This is a genomic window from Paraburkholderia sp. JHI869 (assembly GCF_038900775.1).
Classification (GTDB): Bacteria; Pseudomonadota; Gammaproteobacteria; order Burkholderiales; family Burkholderiaceae; genus Paraburkholderia.
Genome location: NZ_JAYMSC010000039.1, coordinates 1 through 24468 on the forward strand (window position 1 = coordinate 1; position 24468 = coordinate 24468).

The 24468-nt window shown below is 60.4% G+C and carries 17 protein-coding genes, 1 rRNA gene and 2 pseudogenes; 11 read left to right on the forward strand and 9 right to left on the reverse strand.

Annotated features, from left to right (window positions below):
- Nucleotides 1–10 precede the first annotated feature (10 nt).
- Together rrf and VSR72_RS38030 are read left to right on the forward strand one after the other, a co-directional pair.
- A 5S ribosomal RNA gene (rrf, locus tag VSR72_RS38025) occupies nt 11–124 on the forward strand.
- Between the two features lie 266 nt (nt 125–390).
- A pseudogene (locus tag VSR72_RS38030) lies at nt 391–504 on the forward strand (LysR family transcriptional regulator); the annotation flags it as partial.
- Between the two features lie 42 nt (nt 505–546).
- Here the strand turns inward: VSR72_RS38030 and VSR72_RS38035 are convergent.
- The 4 genes from VSR72_RS38035 to VSR72_RS38050 form a co-directional block, all read right to left on the reverse strand.
- Nucleotides 547–1815 carry a DUF6596 domain-containing protein gene (locus VSR72_RS38035; protein ID WP_342957366.1) on the reverse strand — a complete coding sequence of 423 codons (1269 nt, stop codon included), beginning with the start codon at nt 1813–1815 and terminating at the stop codon, nt 547–549.
- Nucleotides 1812–2183: a YciI family protein gene (locus VSR72_RS38040; RefSeq protein ID WP_233889371.1), complete on the reverse strand. Its 372-nt coding sequence runs from the start codon at nt 2181–2183 to the stop codon at nt 1812–1814. The genes VSR72_RS38035 and VSR72_RS38040 overlap by 4 nt, the downstream gene beginning before the upstream one ends.
- A 406-nt stretch (nt 2184–2589) precedes the next feature.
- A complete protein-coding gene (locus tag VSR72_RS38045) occupies nt 2590–3273 on the reverse strand; it encodes a hypothetical protein (protein WP_342957367.1) in 684 nt (227 codons plus the stop codon).
- Between the two features lie 151 nt (nt 3274–3424).
- Nucleotides 3425–3604, reverse strand: a complete 180-nt coding sequence (locus VSR72_RS38050; protein WP_342957368.1) for a hypothetical protein — start codon at nt 3602–3604, stop codon at nt 3425–3427.
- 577 nt (nt 3605–4181) lie between these two features.
- Here VSR72_RS38050 and flhD point away from each other — a divergent pair.
- The 3 genes and pseudogenes from flhD to VSR72_RS38065 all read left to right on the forward strand — a co-directional run.
- On the forward strand, nt 4182–4499 hold the full coding sequence (flhD, locus tag VSR72_RS38055) for a flagellar transcriptional regulator FlhD (RefSeq protein ID WP_342957369.1): 318 nt from the start codon (nt 4182–4184) through the stop codon (nt 4497–4499).
- 21 nt (nt 4500–4520) lie between these two features.
- Nucleotides 4521–5126 (forward strand): flagellar transcriptional regulator FlhC, encoded by a 606-nt coding sequence (gene flhC / locus VSR72_RS38060; protein ID WP_342957421.1) that lies wholly within the window; start codon nt 4521–4523, stop codon nt 5124–5126.
- Nucleotides 5127–5298: 172 nt separating this feature from the next.
- A pseudogene (locus VSR72_RS38065) lies at nt 5299–5415 on the forward strand (SAM-dependent methyltransferase); the annotation flags it as partial.
- Between the two features lie 46 nt (nt 5416–5461).
- On the opposite strand, the gene VSR72_RS38070 reads toward VSR72_RS38065, so the two are convergent.
- A complete protein-coding gene (locus VSR72_RS38070; RefSeq protein ID WP_342957370.1) occupies nt 5462–7006 on the reverse strand; it encodes a methyl-accepting chemotaxis protein in 1545 nt (514 codons plus the stop codon).
- 828 nt (nt 7007–7834) lie between these two features.
- Here VSR72_RS38070 and VSR72_RS38075 point away from each other — a divergent pair.
- Nucleotides 7835–8077 (forward strand): tyrosine-type recombinase/integrase, encoded by a 243-nt coding sequence (locus tag VSR72_RS38075; RefSeq protein WP_342957371.1) that lies wholly within the window; start codon nt 7835–7837, stop codon nt 8075–8077.
- Between the two features lie 761 nt (nt 8078–8838).
- Here VSR72_RS38075 and VSR72_RS38080 read toward each other — a convergent pair.
- Nucleotides 8839–9336: a hypothetical protein gene (locus VSR72_RS38080; RefSeq protein WP_342957372.1), complete on the reverse strand. Its 498-nt coding sequence runs from the start codon at nt 9334–9336 to the stop codon at nt 8839–8841.
- A gap of 332 nt (nt 9337–9668) precedes the next feature.
- On the opposite strand from VSR72_RS38080, the gene VSR72_RS38085 reads away from it, so the two are divergent.
- From VSR72_RS38085 to VSR72_RS38100, 4 genes are all read left to right on the forward strand, one after another.
- Nucleotides 9669–12071, forward strand: a complete 2403-nt coding sequence (locus tag VSR72_RS38085) for a molybdopterin cofactor-binding domain-containing protein (protein ID WP_342957422.1) — start codon at nt 9669–9671, stop codon at nt 12069–12071.
- Nucleotides 11972–12436, forward strand: coding sequence for a (2Fe-2S)-binding protein (locus tag VSR72_RS38090; protein ID WP_342957373.1), 465 nt, complete (start codon nt 11972–11974; stop codon nt 12434–12436). The genes VSR72_RS38085 and VSR72_RS38090 overlap by 100 nt, the downstream gene beginning before the upstream one ends.
- A 962-nt stretch (nt 12437–13398) precedes the next feature.
- Entirely contained in the window at nt 13399–16287 is a 2889-nt protein-coding gene (locus VSR72_RS38095; RefSeq protein WP_342957374.1) for a hypothetical protein, read from the forward strand.
- Nucleotides 16288–16315: 28 nt separating this feature from the next.
- Nucleotides 16316–21094, forward strand: coding sequence for a GMC oxidoreductase (locus VSR72_RS38100; RefSeq protein ID WP_342957375.1), 4779 nt, complete (start codon nt 16316–16318; stop codon nt 21092–21094).
- A 79-nt stretch (nt 21095–21173) separates the two neighbouring features.
- Here VSR72_RS38100 and VSR72_RS38105 read toward each other — a convergent pair whose 3' ends face one another.
- The 3 genes from VSR72_RS38105 to VSR72_RS38115 all read right to left on the reverse strand — a co-directional run bounded on the left by VSR72_RS38105 (nt 21174) and on the right by VSR72_RS38115 (nt 23571).
- Nucleotides 21174–21869 carry a response regulator transcription factor gene (locus VSR72_RS38105; RefSeq protein ID WP_342957376.1) on the reverse strand — a complete coding sequence of 232 codons (696 nt, stop codon included), beginning with the start codon at nt 21867–21869 and terminating at the stop codon, nt 21174–21176.
- Between the two features lie 335 nt (nt 21870–22204).
- Nucleotides 22205–22816 (reverse strand): 3'-5' exonuclease, encoded by a 612-nt coding sequence (locus VSR72_RS38110; protein WP_342957377.1) that lies wholly within the window; start codon nt 22814–22816, stop codon nt 22205–22207.
- 440 nt (nt 22817–23256) lie between these two features.
- Nucleotides 23257–23571, reverse strand: a complete 315-nt coding sequence (locus tag VSR72_RS38115) for a hypothetical protein (RefSeq protein ID WP_342957378.1) — start codon at nt 23569–23571, stop codon at nt 23257–23259.
- A 32-nt stretch (nt 23572–23603) separates the two neighbouring features.
- On the opposite strand from VSR72_RS38115, the gene VSR72_RS38120 reads away from it, so the two are divergent.
- Nucleotides 23604–24395 carry a hypothetical protein gene (locus tag VSR72_RS38120; protein WP_342957379.1) on the forward strand — a complete coding sequence of 264 codons (792 nt, stop codon included), beginning with the start codon at nt 23604–23606 and terminating at the stop codon, nt 24393–24395.
- The last annotated feature ends 73 nt before the right edge of the window (nt 24396–24468 follow it).

The following is a 24468-nucleotide window of genomic DNA, read 5'->3' on the forward strand; positions in this document are numbered from 1 at the left end:
ACCCGTCATGCCTGATGACCATAGCGAGCTGGTCCCACCCCTTCCCATCCCGAACAGGACCGTGAAACAGCTCCACGCCGATGATAGTGCGGATTGCCCGTGTGAAAGTAGGTAATCGTCAGGCTCCCTATGCTGTAACGTCCAGAACCCCGGTCTCTCCGAAAGAGAACCGGGGTTCTGGCGTTTACGCTTCGTAAATCATGGCATTCGTGCTTCCGCACGCGGTAGTTCCACGCACGCTTCGTCACACGGTATAGATTTTTTTCGGTTCATTGAGGAATGCCAGGCAAATGTGGCGCAGATTTCGAGATCCTGACGCGACGCCGGCAGCCTCAAACGACTCCGGAGTAGTCACTGGAACGACCTGCGATGTAAGCAGCAACTGCCCTGGCAGGTTGCGATGCGGGGATACGTCATCGGGAGCATCTTGCGCAAGACATGATCGCGGTCCCGATAGGGCCGCCTTTTCAGCAGCTGGCATTGGCGGCGTCGCCGTCCTGCTTGCGCGTCGTTTGCCGACGTCCGGGCGTCTCGGGTGAATGGCCGCTAGCTGCTCGCCGATGCAAGCTCCAGTTTCTTGCGCTGCAGGAACCGGCGCACGGCCGGATCGCGCTCGAGGCCGATCGCAAGATCGTACGCATCAAGCGCTTCGGTCGTAGCGCCGGCACGCGCGAGCAGATTGGCGCGTGCGGCCCAGTATGGCTGGTAGTCAGTCAGCCGCGGATCATCCACATACGGCGCGAGCGCGTCGAGCGCCGCCTGTGCGCCGTCGCGTTCCGCCAGTGCTAGTGCGCGGTTCACCGCGATCACGGGCGAAGCTGCTATGGCGAGCAGCCCATCGTAGAGTTGCACGATCTCGTCCCAGTTCGGGCAATGCGATCGGCAGCGATGCACATGCGCCGACTGCAACGCGGCCTCGAGTTGAAAGCGACCGATTGAATTAAACGCGTTCGCGCGCCGCAGCAGTGCGTTGGCCGCGTCGATCATCGGTGCGTTCCATGTTGACGGGTCCTGAGCCGACAATGGCACGTAATCGCCGGCCGCATCGCGTCGGGCATCGCGCCGCGCCTGCGCAAACAGCATCAGCGCAAGGAGACCCAGCGTCTCCGGTTCCTCGGGCAGCAGTTCGACGAGCAATTGTGCGAGATACAGCGCCTCGTCGGCTAGATCGCGCCGTTCGGTATCGCCGCCGACCGGGTCCGTCCAACCCTCCGCATATGCCGCATAGACAGCTTCAAGCACTGAGTCGAGCCGGCTGGGCAGTTCCTCACGCTCGGGCACGCTGAACGGAATGCCCGCTTCGCGGATCTTGGTCTTCGCGCGCACGAGGCGCTTGCTCATGGCGGCGGGAGACATCAGAAACGCGGATGCGATCGTCTTCGCTTCCAGGCCCAGCACGACCTGCAGCATCAGCGGCGTGCGAATCGCGGCCTCGAGTGCAGGGTGCGTGCATGCAAAGAGCAGCGCGAGCCGCCGGTCGGGCAACGCGCCGGGTTCACACTCGTCGATCTCATCCGCGAGGATCGCGAGCTGGTTCACCACTACGTCGCCGACATGGCGATGGCGTGCGCCATCTATCGCCCGGCGGCGCGCGACGGTCATCAGCCAGGCTTCGGGGCTCGCGGGGCAGCCGTGCACCGGCCAGTCCGTGAGCGCCGCCGCAAACGCGTCGGCGAGTGCGTCCTCGGCCGCGGCGACGTCGCGCGTGCGCATCGCCAACAGCGCGACGAGCTTGCCATAACTGCGGCGCGCGACTGCCTCGGCAACGGAATGTGCGGCGGCGTCAGCGTGACGGCCGCCGCCGGACTGGCTCATGCAGCAGATGGCGCATCGTACGGAGCGGTCCAGACCGGGCGCACTTCCATGATGCCGTGAGCCGCGCCGGGACACCGCGACGCCCACGCCATCGCCGCATCCAGGTTGGGCACGTCGATCAGGTAGTAGCCCGCGAGCTGCTCCTTCGAATCGGAATACGGTCCGTCGAGTACTTGCGGCTTGCCGTCGACCAGCCGCACGGTCGTAGCCGTATTCGTGTGCTGCAACCGGTTGGCACCCACCAGCGCGCCCGCTTTCTGCAGCGATTCGGTGTACGCGTGATAGGCGGCGACGCCTTGCTGTCGCTCACTGTCGGTCATCTGGTTCCAGCCGTTTTCTTGCGAATAGATCATCAAGAGGTATTCCATTTGAGCCTCCGTCATGGGGTTGAGGCGGATGAATTACATCGTGCCGCCATCATAATGACGCTCGCACGTCATGCTGACGGACAAGGCGCATCAAAAAATTATCGCGGAGGGCAGATGGCGAGCGGAAGCGGCAAAAGTCGACAATTCAACGCAACTAACGGCCTGTCAGAGTTCGCATGCACGCAGCGTCATTCGGCGAAACGCGCTCTGGCAACGAGCGAAGGTGCGGCGCACGCGCATGAACGGAGCTTTCCGAACGTATCTGCAGGAACACCTCTCGGAGAACGCCAGGTGATTTCTCGGTGCGTCATGCCCTGAACAGATCGATTGGCGGGAATGTCGCACGACGTGCCGCTGCGCGAAACGAAGCGCAGAGAGCGAATCTCTGCGCAGTTTATATGCAGTATCAACTGAGAATCGGCGGCAATTCCCGTCGTGGCGAGTTCGGCAGCACCTTCGGTTGCATCGGCTTCGTCTCGACGACGAGGCGATGATGCGGCACCGGATGACCGGCGGCAGTTGAGAGCGAACGTCGCGAGCCGTCACCGTGCGGCGGTATCTTTGCCGCCAGGCGCGCGCCAGCGACCGGCTTGTGCCGGGTGTTGTCCTTGCTGTTGCCGGCTGACGTGCGATGCGGCGGCGCGTCCGTTGTCGTTCGCGCGACAGTACTCGGCGCATGCCAAACGTTTGCGCGACGGTCATAGCTAAACGCGTGATGCGATCCACTCTCCGGCGCGTGTGCGGCAGCAACCGGCTCGTGCCGAACGTTGCGGACAATCTGCCCGGTCACGACGTGACCGGTATGGTTCCCCGAGTCTTTCGGCCAAAGCCCGAGCATCGCTGCCCCCGCCTTGAGCGCTCCGTCGTCATCCTGGGCTTTATGATCGCCCGATGGCGGTGCAGGGCGGGCTGCCGCGGCGCGCGGTCCGGCGCTCGCAGGCTGGCAAACACACGCGTTGCCCGCAGCCGCGCCGACCGCGATCTGACCTGTTGCCTCGGTCCGTTTCGCGACCGCGCCGTGACACACATCCGGCGGCGTCGATTGTTCTCGATACTCGACGGCGGCCGCGGCCGCCGTCGTCACACTCATTGCCGCAACTGCCATTACCGCTGCCATTGTCGCGCGCACGACATGTCCCCTTGTTTGATTTTTGCGCCACCCGGGCGGCGATTATACCTATTAGGCATCAGAGACCGGCAAGCGCTTTTGAAGCAAAAAAAGGGGTGCATTCCCTGTCGGCTTACCAGAGCCAGATGATCTTCGCGCCGGCGATGTGCAGCTCGACCCGGCTCTGTGTATCGTTGGCCAGTAGCTCGACGACCGCGCAGGTGAAGCGCAGCGTCAGTCCGCCGGTGGGAACCACGGACTTCAGGTAAGCAACGAGCGCTGCATCTGCCTCAAGTTGATCGCGCCGCTGCATTCAAGACCTCATAGATCTGTTTATATAGTTATCCTGAGTGTTGTGCTGGTTGGCTTGATATTAAGCGCGCAAGGACGTTCAACGCTTTACGGCCCGATGAAGCGGAATTGTGTCCACTTGGGCCGATGAGGTACTGGTATCGGCGAAGTGCGGCTTGCCAGGCAGCAACTCTCCTGACAGCGACCTTCCTGAACGGGGGCATTCCGGAAATTCAGGAGCGTTGGAAAGGTGTTTGCTGGCTCAGTTCGGAAGGACGGGGAAGTGCGATGGAGCCACGCTTGATGACACCAGAAGAAGGGTGCAAACGCCGCGGAGAAAGAAAAATCCGTGCCAGAAATAGTGTATTCCGATAACGACCTTTCACCGGCAACAGCAAGCGATTGATTAAAACAATTCGTATACATATTGACCAGATGGCGGGGAGCGGACTAGTCTGGAAATAACCAACATCGACTAAACGCTTGATTCATCGGTATACGACTGTGCCAATCAGGCCGCATCAAATGCGATGTTTGCCGGTGAAGCGAGATTGGCGTCTAGCGTAGTCGCTGCTGTTCAGCGATCAAGGCTCATATCCATGAATACTCTCGACATTCAGGAAAGCATTCGCGAAGTCAATCTCTCTTATCTCGTGCTGGCGCAGCGCATGTTGCGCGAGGACCGGGCAATCGGCATGTTCCGCCTCGGCTTGTCTGCCGAGGTTGCCGACCTTCTGATCGGCCTGTCGCTCGCCCAGGTCGTGAAGCTCGCCTCATCGGACCATTTGGTGTGCGCCTTCCGTTTCAACGATCGGATGCTGCTGTCCGCGCTCACGCAGCCCTCGAAGCACATCGAGGTCGTATCCACTCATGCCGCCATCGTGATGGCAGGCCACCCCGTCGAACTCTTGGTCTAAGATCGGTCCGTCATGAATACGATGACCAGAAAAAGCGTTACCGAAGACGCACAGGAAGTGTTTCGCGCCATCGCACTCATCGAACTCGGGGCACGCATGCAGGTGCTCGAGAGCGAGTTGACACTCCCGCGCGAGCGTTTGATTCGCCTTTACCGCGAAATGCGCGGCGCGTCGCCACCGAAGGGTATGCTGCCGTTCTCGGCGGACTGGTACATGCCGTGGCTTCCAAATATCCACGCGTCGCTGTTCTTCAACACGTATTTGTTTCTCCGGAAGGAAGCGAGCTGTTCGCACCTCGATGCGCTCACCAAAGGATATCGCCTGTATCTGCAGCACTGTACGCACAACGAAGCCGAACCGGTGCTGGATCTCACGCGCGCGTGGACCCTTGTGCGCTTCTTTGAAGCTGAGATGCTGCAACTGACGGCCTGCTGCCGCTGCACGGGCAAATTCGTCGCACACAAGCACGACTTGCAGAAGGGAGTGGTGTGCGGCGTGTGCCAACCGCCGTCGCGCGCGGGCAAGACGCGCAAAGCGGCGGCACGCGCGGCCGTGCAGGCTTTTGCAGCGGCCACGAACGACGAGGCGAGCGAAGCGGAAACCGAAGTCGTTGTCGAGGCAGCCTGAAGATTTATTCAGTAGTGTCAACACGACCGCGCTTTGGCACGTGGTCGCCAGGGTTGAGTAGTGACAATTTCACTACGGTCTACGGCGATCCAGCGAAGATTTCGAATCTTCGCAAGGCACGCCGCTATCATGACTGCCTCGGAGGAAACAGGAAGATTTCTGCACAACTGGGTACACAGCCGAGGACGTAGTTAGGCCATATAGGCACTACCTCGAGAACGATCCGCGCTTCTCGACCTCGACACCTGATTTTGAATCAGGGATCGAATTTACGGTCGTCGTTTCGTGAGTTGATGGAGAGCAGGCGCCGTCTGGCACCATCAACTAGCCGTGCGCTACAACTGGAACGTGTTCACGACGTCGCGAAGCATCCGCGCCTGTTCCTGCATCGACTGTGCGGCGGCCGCCGCTTGCTCGACCATTGCCGCGTTTTGCTGAGTGGTTTGGTCCATCTGCGCAATGGCAATATTGACTTGCTCTATGCCGCGACTCTGTTCGTCGGAGGCGGCTGAAATCTCGCTGATGATGTCGTTGACGCGCTTGACGGCCTCGACCAGCGAAAGCATCGTTCCGCCCGCCTGTTCGACGAGCTCCTTGCCCTGTCCCACGCGATCGACCGAATCTTCGATCAGGCTCTTGATCTCTTTCGCGGCATCCGCGCTGCGTCGCGCGAGATTGCGTACTTCGCCCGCGACGACGGCAAACCCGCGTCCCTCTTCCCCGGCGCGCGCTGCTTCGACAGCCGCATTCAATGCCAGGATGTTGGTTTGGAATGCGATGCTTTCGATAACCGAAATGATATCGACCACGCGTGCCGAACTCTGTGCGATGCTCTGCATATTCTCGACAACGCGTTGGACGACCTCTCCGCCCTGGCCCGCGAGCTGTGTCGCGTTACGCGCCATCTGGTTCGCCTGCAGTGCGTTGTCCGCGTTCTGTTTGACGGTGGCAGTCAACTGCTCCATGCTCGCCGCGGTTTCGCCGAGCGACGCCGCCTGTTCTTCGGTCCGCGAGGAAAGATCCAGATTGCCCGAAGCGATTTGCCCCGCCGCGACCGTGATTGTTTCGGTGCCACCTCGAATGCGGCGGATCGCGTCGGTCAGCCGGCTTTGCATGCGCTGCATCGCGAACAGCATGCTCGTCTGATCTTCACGACCCAGCGTGACGGGGCGCGAGAGATCGCCGGTCGCGATGGTTTCCGCCACGAGCGCCGCATAGGATGGTTCTCCGCCGAGACTGCGCTTCACATTGCGAATAATCAGCACGAGCGCGACCGTGCTAACGCTCCCGATCGCGAGAATGGTAATCAGATAGCGTAAGAGATTGGTGTGGAAAGCCTCGTCGATATCGTTTACATATACGCCCGATATCAGGTACCAGTCCCATGCATCGAAGCGCTTGACGAAGCTGATTTTAGGGACGTGTTCGGTTTTGCTGGGCAGCCGCCCCATGTAGTTGACGTAGCCTTCACCTTGCGACTGCGCGAGCTTCACCATTGCGACGAACAGGAGCTTGCCGTCGGGATCCGCGTAGTTGGAGACATCCTTGTTGCGCAGGTCCGGGAGCGTCGGGTGCATGATGACGACCGGCGTCGCGGTCGTGATGATCATATAGCCATTGCCGGAATAGCGCATCGCCGAGAGTCGCGCCATTGCCTGCTGCTTGGCCTGGTCGAGCGTCAGTTGGTGTTGTTCAACGAGTTTTGCGTAGTCGGCCACGATGCCATATGCACTGTCGACGACGTTCTGTACCGCCGCCTTTCGCTCCGCAAGCATGGTTGAACGAGACTGCCAGGCGGCCCAGCCGCCGAGGCCCACCAGACCAAGCCAGGTAATCAAAAGTGCGAGCCACAGTTTGGTGTTCAAGCTAAATCGGTTCACTCTGCCTTCTCCATCACTGGCCGCCCGGTGGTTCACGTGCAGAAGTGTCGCGATGGATGCGCGAGTTACCCGGCGGATACCTGTGGTTTACGGCGATGTGGAGCGTTACCTGAGCCGGGGCGCATCGGGGTAACTGCGTATTGCCGGCTTTGAAGTTGAACGGGCCAAACGGGAGGGGCGGCAAACTTTGCCTAAAAATCGGCGCGAGTGACGGGGGGCGATGAATGGCGGCGGTAATGGCGCTGGCTACGCTGGCTGGTGGAAGTCTTGCGGGCATCGTGGATCAAAACGCGATGACCGGTGCAACGGCGGCACAAAACGAGGCGCTGGTACGTTGGCGGCATCCCGGATTTTTCCGAGGAAGGAAACCATGGAATCTAGACACGCCAAAGTACTCACTCCCGCAAAGTTTCGGCACCTATTACGCATTACGGAGGCGACTAGCCGCTTCCCCGAGCGCGCACGTTGATCCTCCTGCTCGGCGTCACATGTGGCATGCGTGTGACAGAGATTGCGCGCGTCGAGGTACATCACATGCTCTCGCGCCGGGGCGCCCGGCAGGAGGAAGCTGCATTGCCGGGACGGGTGACAAAGGGATGTCGTCCGCGCTGTGTGTTCCTTTCTCATCCGAAGATGATCGAGGCTTTCGATCGTTATGTCGAACGGAGATACGCCGTGGTCATGGAGTGTCGTTGGATCGCAGCGAATACCGCGGCTTGATGCCTGCACCCGTTTCTTCCCTACTCAGAAGGGAAGTGCGTTCGAGCTGAGCGTGACGCGACGCGTGAACTGCGAGGGCAACATCGTTGAATACCTCGCTGCCGATAGTTGCAGAGCTACGTCACCAGCCTGTACCGCGCAGCCGGACTCGGAGCAGGCTATAGCAGCCACAGTGGCCGAAGGACGTTTGCCAGCCGCCTCGTAGCGCAAAGCCACACGCTGGAAACCGTTCAGATCCTTTTGGGCCATTCGCATCTCGATCACGTTGCTCCATACCTGGATGTATCGCAGCGAGAGCTACATGAGGCTGTCGCAGCAATCAACCTATCCTATGGAATGCGTTTTGCATAAACTTGGACCAGGTTCGTCGTTTGGATCTACAGACTCGCACGCAAATGCCGATAAAGAAGGGTTGGACAAGAGGCGACAACGGTTTTCGCAGATTGGCCAGTGGTACTTCTTGTATCGACCAACCGCGGAAATGGGGATATTGAGAAGAGGGGACTATGCCAATCGAAGAAAGTGGGTACAACGGTCGGGCTGGCAGCGGGAGCAATTCCCGGCGGCGCAGGAGCCGCTAAGACATCGGACAAACGCGCGCCAACGGAGTTTTCATCTAGTCTACCGACGATGCCGGGAGGGCCGATCGTCGCCGCTGCATTAGCAGGTGCGGCCGTTCTCGGACTCGCCGGCGCAAAAGCTGGGGAGTTTGTAGATCAGAACATCCTGGACAATCTTCACTGCCAGCTGAGAAGAAATTGCGTGGGCGCGCTGCTAATCCTTGTGACTCTCTGCCAGAGTCGGCATGGAATGAGGAAGTGAGTAAGGAGAAGGCGAGAATGGATCGGACGATTTTATCGCGGCTGCGTCAATCTATTGACGACCTCGAGGGCTTATTAGTGCCTCTTTCGCAAAAGAGTGAGGAATTCATATTCCTCGCTCGGATCATCCATCAGTTGCGGCTCCTTCAGGACACGGTGATTGCGGGGGACGCCCGAGAAACTGTGTTTGTGTGCTCAGAGCAGATTGCGTCGACTGGGCGCTCGCGCGAGACGTTCGCGCGTGTTGCTGGCCTCGTCCTGTATGCCCAGACCCTTGAGATCCTGATGGCGCTACAGAAAGAGGCGCACGTATTCGCCGCCATTCAGCCGCAACATCACGGCCCTCGCAAGATGATTCACGGGTAGTTGTCGCAGGTGCGGTTCTAATACACGGACAGGTTCGGGCTCGTTCTCGAAACTTTCCTCGGTCTTATCTTTGATCTTATTCACGACCTTACGCTTGACGTGCGGCACGAAGCAGCGAATTGCCGCATCGTATTGCGCTTCTGTATCGCCATTTCGTGCTATGCCGAGCCGCGAAAACGCCATGTCCGCGTGCTGTTGATGCCCGGTACGCCGGGCGGGACGATACTGGTTGGCAAGTACGGCTATATCGGGTTGCGTCCAGTCGGAAGTCAAAGGTGCGAGCGAGTAGAGATAGTTTTCGATCAGCTCGATATTTTTCAGACTGACGCCGGTATCGGGCGAGGAACATTCCGAGAGCGCGAGCAGGTGATAAAGCAGGCTGCACGCTCTTCCACGGGGCGGATATTCCGGCAAGCAGCGCATGGATTTCAGCGATCAGCATTTACCACCTGCCAGTGAGTGGCTTGCTCAAGGCTGCGCGAGGAGAGTTTTTCTCCTGTTTGCATACCTTCACTTGATCTCCTGCTGAGTATTCCGTTTTCAGCGATCGCTACAAATTCATACCGTACTTCGGATTCGCAATCGCCACGCCCAGTGACTAATATAGGTGATTCAACAAGGAGAGAAGTGCAGGTTTTTATGCAGCTTCTCGCAACTCGTATCGCAACCGATAACGGTGCAAGATGCAGGGAGAATTCCGGGCTTCGGCCCTCGCCGACCTCAATGCGCGGTAAGAACATTCGGTGGACGATGCCATGTTGACGCGGAGAACCTTTCTTGTCGGCGGTGCGAGTTTGGCGGGGATGAGCGTGCTCGCGATCGGATGGTCGGTATCGCAAGCGCGTGACGAAATATGCACCGGGAGCACGATCGGGACGTCCGGTACCAACGTGAAGCTCAACGGCTGGCTAATGATCGATCGCGCCAACAACGTCACGATAGTCATGAGCAAGGCCGAGATGGGGCAGGGCATCCACACCGGCGCTGCGATGCTGCTGGCAGATGAACTCGGAGCGGACTGGTCCCAGGTCCGGCTCGCCGATGCTCCCATAGAGTCGCTTTATAAAAACCGCGTAAGCCTCGCGCGCGCGCTTCCTCTTCGCCCCGAGGATCACAGCTGGCAGGCGAAGGGCGAAGAGGATCTTGCGCGGCTTCTAACGCTTTTAGGCGGCACGATGGTGACGGGCGGTTCGACGAGCATTGCCGATCTATGGGAACCGATGCGCGAGGCTGGCGCTTCCGCTCGCGCGATGCTTTGCAGCGCGGCGGCGAAGGCGTGGGGGGCGCCGGTTGACGAATGCGATGCACGCGCGGGCCATATTGTCTGGGGTTCGAAAAATTCGGCTACATTTGGCGAGCTTATCGACAAGGCGAAGCTCGAGCATCCGCCCACGCACGTCACGCTCAAGGATAGATCGAAGTTCACGATTATCGGCCAGCGGCGCAACCGGATAGAGGCGCCTTCGAAAATCGACGGATCGGCGCGGTTCGGAATCGACGCGCTGCCAGAAGGCCTGCTATACGCGAGCGTCAAGATGTGTCCAACACTCGGCGGAATCGCAACCGGACACGATAGTTCGAACGTGAAGAACACCGAGGGTATTCACGACATCTTCACAGTTGATCCCTACCACGGCGGTACCGGCGGAGTCGCAGTCATTGCCGACAACCCGTACATCGCCATGCGCACGCTCTGCCAGTTGTCGTACACGTGGGACCATGGTCCGTCAAAATACCTCAGCGATGCAGACATCAGCGTAGCCTTGGTCAAGGCGATCGAAGGTGGCGCTCAGCCCCAGTACTTCTATTCGACCGGCGACGTCGAAACGACATTGAAGCAGTCAAAGCCGCTGAAAATGCAGTATGAGGCGCCGTACCTCGCGCATGCAGCGCTGGAACCCATCAACTGTACTGCCCAGGTGAACGACTGCGAAGCGTCGGTTTGGGTATCCACGCAGATCCCGATGGCGGCGCGCAAGGCTGTGGCAAAGTTCCTCGGTCTGAAAGAAGACAATGTGCAGGTGCATCAGTGCTTGATCGGCGGCGGATTTGGCCGTCGACTCGAGGTTGACTATATCGTGCAGGCGGTGGCAATCGCGCGCCATGCCAACGGACGTCCCGTGCAGACAATCTGGCCACGCGCACAAGATACGACGCACGACTTCTATCGCCCCGCGTGCGTGTCGCAATTCTCCGGGGCGCTCGATAAAGACGGCAAACTGATTGCGTGGAAGAACCAGTCGGCCAGCCAGTCGATCAGTGCACAAGCGCTGCCTCGAGCGTTCGGCATCCCAGCGTTGGCCGCAGAGGTGCTCACCGACACCACGAACGCAGAAGGCGCGTTCGATCAGCCGTACGAGTGCCCGAACATTGCGGTCACGCACAACACGGTGACGCTGCCGATACCCGTGGGTAACTGGCGCTCGGTTGGGCATTCGCTTCATGCGTTCTTTGTCGAGAGCTTTATCGACGAGATGGCGGTAGCCGCACACAAGGATCCCTTTCAGTTTCGGCTTGACATGCTGACGAAGCCGGAACACAAGCGACACGCCTATGTACTGCGAACACTCATGGATTTTTCCAGTTGGCAGAGCCCAACGAAGGGTGATGGAACAACGGCCAGAGGCATGGCAATGCACGAAGCGTTTGGCAGCGTGGTGGCGCAGGTTGCGGAGGTGGAGCGGCTTGGCGACACATTTCGGGTGACGCGCGTCTACTGCGTGATCGATTGCGGCGTCGCAATCAATCCGAATCTCGTCGAGCAACAAATGGAGAGCGGCATTATTTTCGGGCTTTCCGCCGCCTTGCATCAACGTATCAGCATCGTGAACGGCCAGGTTCAGCAGAAGTATTTTTCCGAATTTCCACTCATCAATATGTCGACCTGTCCTGAGATCTGCACAAAAGTGCTTCAATGTGGTACTGAACCACAAGGCGTTGGCGAAGCGGGTACGCCGCCCATTGCGCCTGCCGTAGCGAATGCACTTTTCGCACTCACCGGGAACCGGGTTCGGCAGCTCCCGCTTCTTGATCCGCCAGCGCCTTCCGGAGGTGATGCATGGTGTCAGTCCGTATCAACGGAAAAACCGTTGTCATGCATTCTGCCCCCGAAACTCCCCTGCTCTGGGCACTCCGATGCGAAATCGAACCAAAACTGACGGGAACCAAATTCGGCTGCGGTATTGGCGTTTGCGGTGCCTGCACGGTCTTGATCGATAACGTAGCTTTTCGGTCTTGCCAGATACCCATATGCGCCATCGACAAGGCGGAAGTCGTCACGATTGAAGGACTGGAGAGTCCGGAAGCTCGTGCATTAAAGAAGGCATGGATCGAATGCGATGTCGTGCAGTGCGGCTATTGTCAAAGCGCGCAACTGGTTGCCGCAACGGCGTTGCTTTATTGTCATCGTCATCCGACTGACCGCGAAATCAACGATGCGATGCAGGGCATCGAATGCCGCTGCGGCACGTTTCCCCGGATTCGCAGGGCAATCCACCGGGCGGCCGAGTCGCTGCAGCCGTGAGTGGGCGCGTAAGAAAGCGCCGGGGATGAATCTCGCTGAATCACCGGCGCTCCCGTATTCGCAAGGCAATTCGAGGTACCTGGTCGCTGCGGCTGCAATTGGCCGGGCGAACAGATTGCCCTGGTGTCTCAACAACGAATATGCTTTGCGCATTGGCGTAAATGTTGGGTTTTCAGCGATAGTGCGTGGATTTGATGAGAATTGATTAATGAGAAGGATTCCAAACCAGTGGAACATAATTGACATTCGATAGGCGTCGCCTATATTCTCCTTCACGGTCGGACAACGTATCTAGGTGACGCCAGTACACGAGCGAGCCAGACTGTCCGCCATCGGGCTGCGGTATTGAGCGTTTCGAGAGTGCGGCCGGAGGGTGCCGGCCGCGCCGCGCCACGGCACCTCGCTTTGCGGGAGCAACACTGAAGCCATCGCGCCTTGGGTTTCGCACCTGCAGGGGAGGCGCGTTCATGCGTTCACTATGCAGTTCCCGAAGCGAACGACCTGTGCTGGCGAAGCAGCATCGTGTTTTGCAGCCCGCGCTAGTGGGTGCGCTAATGGTCGCTTCTTGCCTTTTGGCATGGAGAGCGGTGCATGCCGCTGGAACGTCTGCATCGGCTCCGGCGGCGTGCGCGGCGTCGAGCTGCGCGCCAGCGGCGACAAAGCCGGCGGCGTGCAAACACGTTGCATCTGCGGCTAACGCAACGTGTGAGGCTGATACGACCGGGCTGGAGAATGCGATCAAACGCTATCCGGCTGCGTCGATCGCACCAACGCTCGACAAAAATGCCCCGCCCGAGGGCGAGGTCGAAAAGGGCGCTCCACCCGACGAAGCCAGGGCCACGAAAACGGCAGGCGGCGTACTTCTGTTTCCGCGTAACGAACAGTGCTTCCCGACAGAAACGCGAAACATTTTCAGCGAGGTCGACAAGGTCGTCGTCGGTGACGACCCCAAGCCGCGACCAATGGACTGGTTCGACGGGCACACCGTTCCGAAGGGCGCTCGCTCAGCCATCATGGGGCAGAACACCTGGATGCTGTGGGGCGAGGGCAATGAAGCGTTTTGGGGCTGGGTCCAGGAGAACGGGTACGGCATCGCGGACTTTCTTGTCCTGCTGAATTCGAAGAACAGGGCACATCGTTTCAGGGACGGCGGGCTGATCAATCAGCCTGGCATGGTGGAGCGCGACGCGCCGATGACCGGGCTGGGTCTTTATATCGACGGACCCGACGGCGACAAGATCAAAATGCGCTCGCCGGAGAATGACGTCGGCGCGGACGGAAAACCTGTCGAGCGTGTGATCATGCCCAAGGACGCGGCGCACGATCACCAGACATTTTTCGACGTCGGCGACCCGGCGCTGTATGACCAGGCAATCGCTCAACTCGGCGACGATGGCGTCGACCCGCTCGTCTACGGCTATCCTTCCGGCGTCGTGGGGCTGCGGCTATTTCCGAATCCGGACTTCTTTGGCAAGTCGCCAGCCGCCGAGAAAGCACGCGAGCACTGGAAGGAGCAGGTCGTCAGCGATAAGGGCGCGAGATACTACTCGACCGATCCCAAGGACGCCGACTTTCACGCGGACCCTTTGCTCGTAAGGCCATTTCGCGTGAGCATGGCGTGCTCGTTCTGTCATGTCGGTCCGCATCCGCTCGTGTCGCCGCAAAGTACGGAGCATCCCGAGTGGGGGGAGATGTCGAGCATGATTGGTAACCAGTACTGGCTACCCTCGAATGCCTTCACGAACCTGAAGACGCCGGATAGTTTCCTCTGGCAGTTCGTCGCGAGCCAGCAGCCGGGGACCATCGACACGTCGCTCGTGGCTACGGACCACATCAACAATCCGAACACGATCAACGCGATCTTTGAAGTGAACGCGCGCCTTGCCCGCGCTGCCGCCAATCCGCCGGAGGAGCAAAGCAAGAGCAACCTGATGATGCGCGGGATCGAGGACAAACCGCTTTTCACGCTGGATCCGCGGCACACGCCGCGTGTGTTGCTCGACGGCGCGGACAGCATCGGCATCGAAGGCGCGCTATTGCGGGTGTATCTCAACATCGGTGCTTATTCGGAGCAATGGCGCAGGGTGCAGAACACGATCGTCGGATTCGCGCCGCAGCGGCCGTTCGATATTGCGACCATCCGGGCCAGGTCGGTCTACTGGAATACGACCGAGCACTTTCGCGTGCAAGAGTTGGAGGACTTCTTCACTCATGTCACGCAATCCGGCGCCACGATATCCCAGCCGATGAAACTGGCCTCGACCGCGGAGGGGCTCGCACGGATCAATGCCAACAAGGAAGATAGCGGCAAAGGCCGCGAGGTGTTCATCCGCAATTGCGCGATCTGCCATTCGAGCAGGCAGCCGCCAGACCTGCAAATCACATTTTCGCGCGAATGGCGCACCGCGAGCGCGGACAACCAGGGCGGAATTACGCTGCCCATGGACTTTGCCGACTGGGAAGCGTTCAAGCTGAGCAAGCCGTGGCTCGCCTATGTGGACCGGCTTCAGAAGTACATCGTGGCACAGCCGGACGGAGGGCAGGACTTCTTCGAGAAGAATAACTATCTCTCGACGGATGTGCGTGTGCCAATCACCCTCGTCGGCAGCAATTCGCAGCGCGCCGTGGGCACCAATGGCATGCGCGGCCAGGTTTGGGACAACTTCTCTTCGGAAACGTACAAGTCCCTGCCTGCGGTGGGGCTGGTTCACTTCTTCAATCCGTTCAGCAAGACGAGCGCCGTCGACAAGTGGGGGAACAACGACGAATATGCGCCGCCTGGCGGCGGTCCGGGCTATTACCGGCCGGCCTCGCTCGTGAGCGTCTGGGCGACCGCGCCATTGCTACATAACAATGCACTCGGCATCTATAACCGCGATCCTTCGGTGGAGGGCCGGCTGGAGGCGTACGACGACGCCATCGACAAGCTGCTTAACAATGGCAAGCGCGCTGTCATTGGCACGCTCGCGCATGGCGCGGCGCAGCGCGTGAACTTCTATCCCGCGCAAAAGGAGGCGTTCTGTCGCGACAACCCTGCTGACCAGAGCCTGGAATGCAGCGCGCTGCGCGGGGACTTTCGCCGGTCGTTCGCGGCGGCAGGCGTAGCCGATCAACCGGGCTTCAGGGACGTCGGCTTTATTTACAGGACGACGAAGGATTCATATATCGACTTTGCGCCGAGGTTCATCAAGCCGCTTATCACGGGTGTTCTCGGCGAGCGCTTGACGCCTTTCCTGTTCATTTACGTTTGGGGAGTGCTGGCACTGATCGCCGTCGTGCTGATTTTCGTGGGGCAACCGCGCCTCGCAGGTGGTCTGCTCGCGTTGCTCGTGGCGGTGCTCGCGACGCTGCTGCACGTCTCGGGCGTGGCCGCGATCTACCCATGGCTATGGGTCATTCCTCTCGTCGTGTTGGGGCTTGCGGCCGCGTTCTTCCGCTTCCCCAATGCGCGGCGTTGGGCGCGTGCGTTCTTCGCAGTGAGTGCCGTGGTTTTCGTCGTTATTGGCGGCGTGGGGAAGGCCTTCCTCGACGGCCGCCTGATTGGCATTAACGTCGGTCCCATTCCGCGCGGCACGCCGGTGAATCTCCTCATGAACATCAACCCCGACGCGCCCACGCTCGATCTCCTCGATGCGGTGGCCGGGCTCACGCGCGGGGTGCTGCGGGTGCGTCGCGACGACCCGAAGGATGGCAGCTTCAAGGCGCTCGACGAATTCCAGCAGGAGGCCGGCCCGGCGCTGCTCAAAGCGAGCAAGTGTCCCGACTTCGTGCTGGACCGGGGGCACTGGTTCGGCGAGTCGCTTACCGACGACGAAAAGCGGCAATTGAAGGCTTTCCTCGAAACGCTCTGACTTGTCAATTTCGTCCACGGGAGCCGCGATGAACCCCGATGACCCGCTGTGGCAAGCCAGGAATCCGCAAACCACGCCGTTCGATTACGTGATCGTGGGATCGGGCGCGGGCGGCGGCCCGCTCGCCGCGCGGCTTGCGCTCAACGGGCGCCGCGTTCTGCTGATCGAAGCAGGCAACGACCCCGCCGTCGCGCAGCCCGATGCGCGGGCTCAGCCGATGACGCGGGGCGCTCCCGATCTCGCGCAGCAGCAGATGCGCCAGGTGTACGCGGTGCCCGCCTTCCATGCCAGCGCGACCGAAGACCCGGACATGAGCTGGGAATTCTCGGTGCGCCACTACACGAGTACGGCGCGACAGCAAGTCGATCCGAAATATGACGTCGCGAAGGACCCTTGCGCGGCAACGGATGGGCAAGGGCAGGGCGGCATCTTCTACCCGCGCGCGGCGGCCATTGGCGGTTGCACGTCGCACCACGCAATGATCATCATTCGCCCGAACGATGCCGATTGGGATCGCATCGCCGAATACACCGGCGACGATTCGTGGCGTTCGCAGAACATGCAGGGCTACTTCGCCAAGATCGAGAATTGTCTTTACTACTCGGTCTACCGGACCTTCGCTGGCAAAACGCTGGGGCTCCTGTTCAGGTTTCTGGAATGGACCGCGCGCTGGCTCGATCCGCGCGGCCAGCTCGATCCCGGCGGCCACGGTTCCGCGGGCTGGCAAAAGACGAGTTTCATCGACCCGTTCGTGATCGCCGCCATCGTTCGAGGCGACCGCACCTTTGTCGGCGTGCTCAAGGACGTGCTGTTCGCCTCGCTGGCGAATCGCAACGCGGCCTCGATGTTCGGTCGCGCGCTCGCCCGGTTTCAGATTCTGCAGTTCCTCGACCCCAATGTCCGCTCGCCGGACATCCAGAGCCGCGCCCACGTTTCGCTGATCTCGATCGGCACCGACGGCAAGCGCCGTTGCGGTCTGCGCGACCATCTGCTCAACGTCATGGCCGAATTCCCCGACCGGCTCGTGATCCTGAACCCCGCGCATGCTACGCGGATCGTGTTCGAGAAGAGCGAGAGCGGCATACCGCGCGCGATTGGCGTGGAAGTCCGCATCGGTCCTTACCTCTATGCGGCCAGCCCGAAGTACGCCGGCAAGGACGGGACGCCCGTCACGCAACAAGTGTTCGCCCGGCGCGAAGTGATTGTGTGCGGTGGCGCATTCAACACGCCGCAACTGCTCATGCTGAGCGGGATTGGTGACTCGGAGGATTTGAAGGGCAAAGTTGACGGACCGCGCGACCGCGACGGAGCGCTTCTCGGGCCGGTCGTCCATCTCCCGGGCGTCGGCCGCAATCTTCAGGACCGCTATGAAGTCAGCGTGATCAGCGAGGCGAGCGAGCCGTTTTCCACGCTTGACGGCGTGACCTTCGACCCAGGCGACGCCAAAGACCCCATGCTGCTCCAGTGGCTCGCCGACCAGACTGGCCTTTACTCGACCAACGGCGGCGCGCTCGCGATGATGATGTCGTCCGCGAACGGTGCCCGTTTGCGCAGCGACCCGGATCTGTTCATCTTCGGGCTGCCGGTCGCGTTTCGGGGCTACTACTGGGACTATTCGCAGCAGTTGTTGTGCCGGAGCATGACGTCGAGCGAAAGGACGCGTAATTTATGGAGCTGGGTCATTCTCAAGGCTTACACGAACAACAACAACGGCACGGTTCGCTTGCTCAGTGGTGATCCGTTCCAGACGCCGGAAATCAACTTTCACTCGTTCGACGACACAAGCGAGGGCGCGCAAGACTGCACGAGCGACGTGGATTCCCTGTGCGACGCGATCAAGCGCATCCGCGAGATCAATGGCCACGTTAGCGCGTTCAGCTGCGAGGTCCAGCCGGGCGTGGATAAACCCGATTGCTCGCCAACGCTGCGTCAGTGGATCAAGGACGAAGCGTGGGGGCATCACGCATGCGGCACCTGCCGGATTGGCTACGATCCGTGGTGCAAGAATCCACGCGACCTCCAGGACCGGTATGCCGTGGTGGACAGCAAGTTCCGCGTGCATGGGGTGGAGGGTCTGCGCATCGTCGACACATCGGTCTTTCCGACCATTCCGGGCTACTTCATCGTGACTCCTACCTTCATGATCAGCGAGAAGGCCGCCGACGTGCTGCTGGCCGACTCGGAGAACTACCCGAGCGAGTTCGAGAGCGTCGAAGCGAAGGCGGTGCGCAAGCGCCGGGACTCTGCCCGGCCTGCATGGGAGGAGCCGGCCAATGCGGATCGCGCGCGATTGCCGGAGGACACGGTCGGACTCGCGTTGTCGGGCGGCGGCGTGCGCAGCGCCACCTTCTGTCTAGGCGTTCTTCAGGCGCTCGCGAGCCGGCGACGCCTGCGCGACATCGACTTCATGTCCTCTGTTTCGGGGGGCGGCTATATAGCGTCATTTCTCGGCAAGCTGTTTACGGAGATGCCGGACCAGGAGCGCCAGATACCCGCGGACCGCGTCGAGCGCACGCTCACGAATCTGGGCTCATCGACCATCCAGTGGCTGCGTTACAACGCGCAATATCTCGTGGGTGGCGGCCGTCACGACGTGTTGTTCGACATCGTAGTCATCCTGCGCAACCTCGCGGCGGTGCATGTATGGATCGGTGCGCTGTTGTTTGGCGTGCTGGGCGCGCTGCACTGGTTCGCGCTCGACTGTTCGAAGGTCAGCGTCGTTTCGCTTGTGTGCGAGAGCGCGCCGCCGCAATGGTACGGCGTTACGCTGTCGGCCTGGTGGCGGTTGCCGCTGTGGTTCCTCGTGATCGGCATATTGCCGCCTTCCATCGGCTATTGGCTCACCATGAGGCGGCGCCCGAAATGGGAGTGGCGCTCGTGGTTGCCCTTCGCCCTGTGGCTCGCGATGATCGGGTGTGCGATCTATGGACTGACACTGCCCGACATCGGAGGCTGGAGCGCCCTCGCGCTCGGTGTGCTTCTGCTCGCGTGGTTCGAGCAGCAGGCGGCCGGATTGCTAGTCGCCAAACCCGTGTCATCCGGCGCCAGTGCGCCGCCGCTTGATCCCGGCACGGCGCAGCCCGAGGGCGGAACCATCGTGATACGCAACCGGCTGACCCGGCTGCTCGGCGTGGCGCTGTTCGGTTTCGTCGTGACCGCGCTATTCGTGGTGGTCGATACGCTCGCGCAATTCCTTCCGGCATGCGGGTTTCGTGCGATGACCTGGTCCCTTGCTGGCGTCGCGCCGCTTTTGGTTCTGCTACGCGGGATTGCGGCGAGCGTGTTGAAGCGTCAGGCGAAAACGGCCACGACGCCAGCGCCAGAAGCGGGAACGACTCTCGGCAGCGGCCTCGTGAAAGAGGTGCTGCTTGCGCTCTTCGCCTTTGCGCTGGCATTCGTGCTGTTCCTGTTCCTCGACGTGCTCGTTTATCTGGCCTTCGGCCTCGATCCGACGACTGCGCGCTACTGCGTGATTGCCGCGTTGTTCATTTCAGCGGTGAAGGGCCGCGTGCTGCTCTTTCTCAACTTGTCCTCCCTGCAGCAGAGCTACGCGCAGAAGCTGGTGCGGACCTATCTGGGGGCGTCCAACGATGCCCGCGTGAATCCGCCAGGCACCAGCAAGCCTGTTCCGGTGGGTGTGAGCGATCTGGGCGACGACGTCATGTTCGACGATTACCATCCCGAAAGACATGGTGGCCCGCTGCATTTGGTCTGCTCGTGCCTGAATAACACGGTCGACCCGCTCTCCGGCAATCAATTGCGCGACGACAAGGGTATGCCGATGTGTGTGGGGCCCGCCGGCATCAGCGCGGGCAGACGCTTTCACGCCCTCTGGGGCGCGCGCGACGCGACGACTCCCGCGCGCTTCGCGCCTGTCACCGCGGTGCGAGTGGAGCCCGATCCCAACGCGTTTCACGCCTTCGTAAAATCCAGCGGCGCGCAGGTCGATATCGAACGGCTCAGCCTTGGCCAGTGGATGGCGATTTCGGGCGCGGCAGCATCGACCGGTCTCGGCCGCAACACGAAGCTCGCGGAATCGCTGTTGCTTGGCCTGCTGAATGTCCGGATCGGCTACTGGTGGAACAGCGGTATTCCAGCAGGCGGACGGCCGGGACAATATCGGCGCGGCGGCTGGCGCGTGATCAAGTCACTGCCCTCGATCATCTTCACACTGCAGGCCAAGCTGCTTGACGAATGGCGTGCCTATTTCGAGGGACCTTCCGCGAAGCTGTGGTATCTGAGCGATGGCGGCCACTTCGACAACACGGGCATCTACGAGCTGATTCGCCGCAGACTGCCCTTCATCGTCGCTGTCGACGCAGCCGCGGACCCGGACTACCGCTGTGAATCGCTCGCACTGCTGACGAGGCAGGTGCGCTACGACTTCTGCGCGACGATCACCTGGCTCGATCCGCGCCCGGTGCGTGCGAGTCATCAATCAGGCGAAGCTGGATGGAGTGCCTTTGAGCGCGGGACGGATGAGCCGCACGTGCCAGACTGGGTCAAGGCATCGTTTGATCCAGAAGCCATTGGAGCGTTTTCCGAGCTGAAGCGCGATGGATCTCGTGGCGCCGCGCTCGCCTGTATCACCTATTCCAACGAGCCCGACCGCCGCCCAAGCTGGATGTTGTACGTCAAGCCGAGCGTTGGCATCGGCGCGCCCACCGATGTGTGCACCTACGCAAAAAACTACAGTGATTTTCCCCAGCAAACCACTGCGGACCAGTTCTTTACCGATAGCCAGTGGGAAGCGTATCGCGAGTTGGGCTATTGCGCGGGCATGAACGTTTTCACTACTCGCGCTTGAAATCGACACGAACGCCAGGAGTTCACTGATGGCCGACGATCCGGGTGCGGTCAACACGATTTTCTCCGACCCGGGCGAATTAGACCGCTGGAGCGTTCGCGACGGTGGGAATCTCAACGCCGCGCCGCGCCATTTCCACGATCAGGAACGTGCGCCGCGACACGTTGAAGCGGCTCAGCAGATAGCTGATGTACTCCTCCGCGGTGTTCTCCGTGATATCCATCTTTCGCGCGATGGCCTTGTTTGACATGCATTGCAGGAGAAAACCCAAGGCTTGCGCGAGGCGCGGCGTCAGGTTCAGCGAGTCGATCGGAATTCCCTTGCTCGGGCCCGGGGAATGCGGGGTATGGCCGCCTTTGCCGAGCACGCTGTTCGGCAGAAAAAGCCGTCCATTCAGGATCGTCTGCAGTGCATCCCTGAACACGGCACCGCCTTTCTCGCTGGCCTTCGAGATGAAGCCGCCGGCGCCATTCTTGATGCAGTCCAGTACGGTCTCGCGGTCGTCCTGCGCGGACAGCATGACCACATGCGCAGCACGCTCGTTTTCCTGCAGCCAGCGCATCAAGTCTAGCCCGGTGTGATCGCCGCCGATCTGGTAGTCGAGAAAAACCAGGTCGTAAGCCTTGTTCTGCAGCCGCTCGATAGCGGCGGCATATGAGCCGGCCTCGTCGATGTCGAGCGTCGGTTCTGAGGTCAGAATCAGGCTCTTCATCGCGATTCGTCTCAAACCTTCGTCCTCTACAAGCAGTACGTGGCGGAAATACAGGTTGTCCATGGGCGCCTCTCCAGTCGATTGCATCGTATCCGTATCCCTCCAGATTGCTAGCCCCCCAAATCGAGGGACGCTTCTGATGCCGCCTTCTGGGCGCTTATCCCCCGCCATGGCGGGGTTTGCGCGAGTCCCGGGACGCGCAGGATGGAGCCGCCGCAGTTCGGACGATGAGGGACACCGTCATGCGCACGCGACATCCCGACTCGAGAGGTTTGCCGAACACTTTGTGCTTCGCGTCGGATGGCGAAACACGTTCACGCTCGTGCGAGCCAGAGCGAGAACCCGCAACGCAGCAGTGGCGCGCGCCGGGGCGGTCCAGGTTGTTCGGCGCTGTGAGCTCAGTCGTTAGACCGCGAACCGAGAAATGTCGCCACCTTCGCCTTGCTGGTTTTCTGCAATTGAGCCATGAGGGCGTGATCGATTCGCTTGAGCCCGTAAGTTTGAGCGATGTCGTGCTGCAATCGGCACCAGAGATGGCCGGCGACCTCAGCGTCAACCATCGCGCGGTGAGCACGACCCGATTTCGGTAACCGGAGCATCTCCGCCAAGCTAGCCAGGCGGTGACTCTGGGCGCCTGGGTAGATCCGCCTGGCGACGAGCATCGTGCAAGCAAATGAATGCTCCGCTGGCACTCCAAGAAGCCCCAGTTCTGCCTGCCAAAACCGCTTGTCGAAACCGGCGTTGTGGGCAACGACGGGATGGTTTCCAACAAACGCTGCAGATTCCCTCATGACTTTCGATACAGGAGGAGCCGATGCGATCATGTCGTTCGTGATGCCGGTGAGAGCAACGACATCGGACGGGATGCGCCGCCCTGCGTTCATCAAGCTCTGGTAACGATCCACAATCTGGCCGTCACGCAGGAGGATGACGGCAATCTCGGTAGCGCGGTCGCCCAGATTCGGCGAAAGCCCGGTTGTTTCGAAGTCGAGTACCGCAACGGTTTGCATGTTTCTTTCGTTCACTAATCAGTTGAAGCCGTACTCCGCACGCTTCCCCAAGCCTGGCGTAGAACTCGATAATTCTGTCGCCGGCTCAGCCTTGCGGCGACGTGCTCAGTGCCGTATGTGTTGACACATTTATTGTCGCTGAAAACACAATAAAAATGTCAACCTGAATGTGACCGCATTAAATGTGTCAACTTGCCTGCTACACGGCGAACAATTTTTGAAGGTCCGAAGCCTAACGTAGATGCCGTTTGACGGCGCGGAGATGGTTCGTCTCGTCCATCTACCCGTCCATGGCTCTCCGAGTCGTGTCGCCAATTTCGGCTGCTGCGGTGACAACCGAAATGTATTCCCAAACCGCCGAGGCGCCGTCCAGAGTCGTACAAAAGTGATCATGCTCAATGTTTGTGACGGACGTGACCGGATCGAAAATCCCCAAAATTTTAAGCATAGAACTCCTTACCTTCCAGTCCGTGACCGACTTTGCGGTCAGCACAGCCCGCTGTGATGTCGTCGCTATATGAATGCCTGCAGAGAATGGCAGTGAAATCGTGCTGTTCGACGTGAACCGCAGCGTACGCTTCAGGACCTTCCTGCTGTACATTTGTGCAAGCGGAATACAATGTCCGCAGCGTCATCGGTCGTGCCTGCAGAGTGGTCCTGTTGTATTGATCCGTTTCCCCGATGAGACGAACCGGCTTCGTGAACTTGAACGGGGCCAATGCGGGCATGTCGGTCTGCACGACGTTAGCGTTCATTGAGCGCTTCGCCGATTATGGAATCAGGCACCGTGAAGATTTCCCGCTTGCTGCTTGGTAGTGTCGTGCTTTTCCTGTTGGGCGCAGCGTTTCAGCTGGTATGGCCACTTGCGCAGCCGCTGTCCTATCATCACTTCGCCGACGAACGCTCGCTCGGGTCGCTACCCAATGCGTCAGACGTGCTGTCGAATCTCAGTATTCTGGCCGCTGGCATTCTCAATCTCGGCTGGGTGAGACGGCATTCGCGGTGCCCGCCGGCGCAATTTCCCGGCATGTTCGTTGCCGCGCTCGGCCTGGTGCTGACGGCGTTTGGCTCGGCGTGGTATCACGCGGCGCCGTCCGATGCGACGCTAGTCTGGGATCGCTTTCCGATGACGATTGTCTTCGCCGGCATTCTCGCGATGCTGTGGACCTCGGCGACCGCCCAGCGCGTCGGCTGGGCGCAGATGCTGATCATGGTCGTCGTGTCACTCGGCACAATCGGCTACTGGCTCGCCTTCAATAGCTTGTGGCCTTACGCGATTCTGCAATTCGGCGGGCTCGCGGCAATCGTCGGCATGACGCTCGGGCGCAAAGTGGATGGCGTTTTTGCCTGGACGCTCGTGGTTGTCTTCTACGGGATCGCGAAGATTTTCGAAACCCTGGACTGGCAGGTGTGGGAGTTGTCGCATCACATGATTGCCGGTCATGCGCTCAAACATGTGGCAAGTGGATTGGCTGGCGCGGCACTGGTTCTGGTCGCGAACGCAGCGCCGCGTCGAGTCGTGGGGATTGGGCCGTTACGGACGAGCGGCGGCTCCGATCGTTCCGGTGCGCCGCGTTGATGCGGCGGCCCAGTCAACTCGTCGAGGACAGTCCCCAACGAGCCACGATGGGCGGGCGCCGAACGCAGTCGCT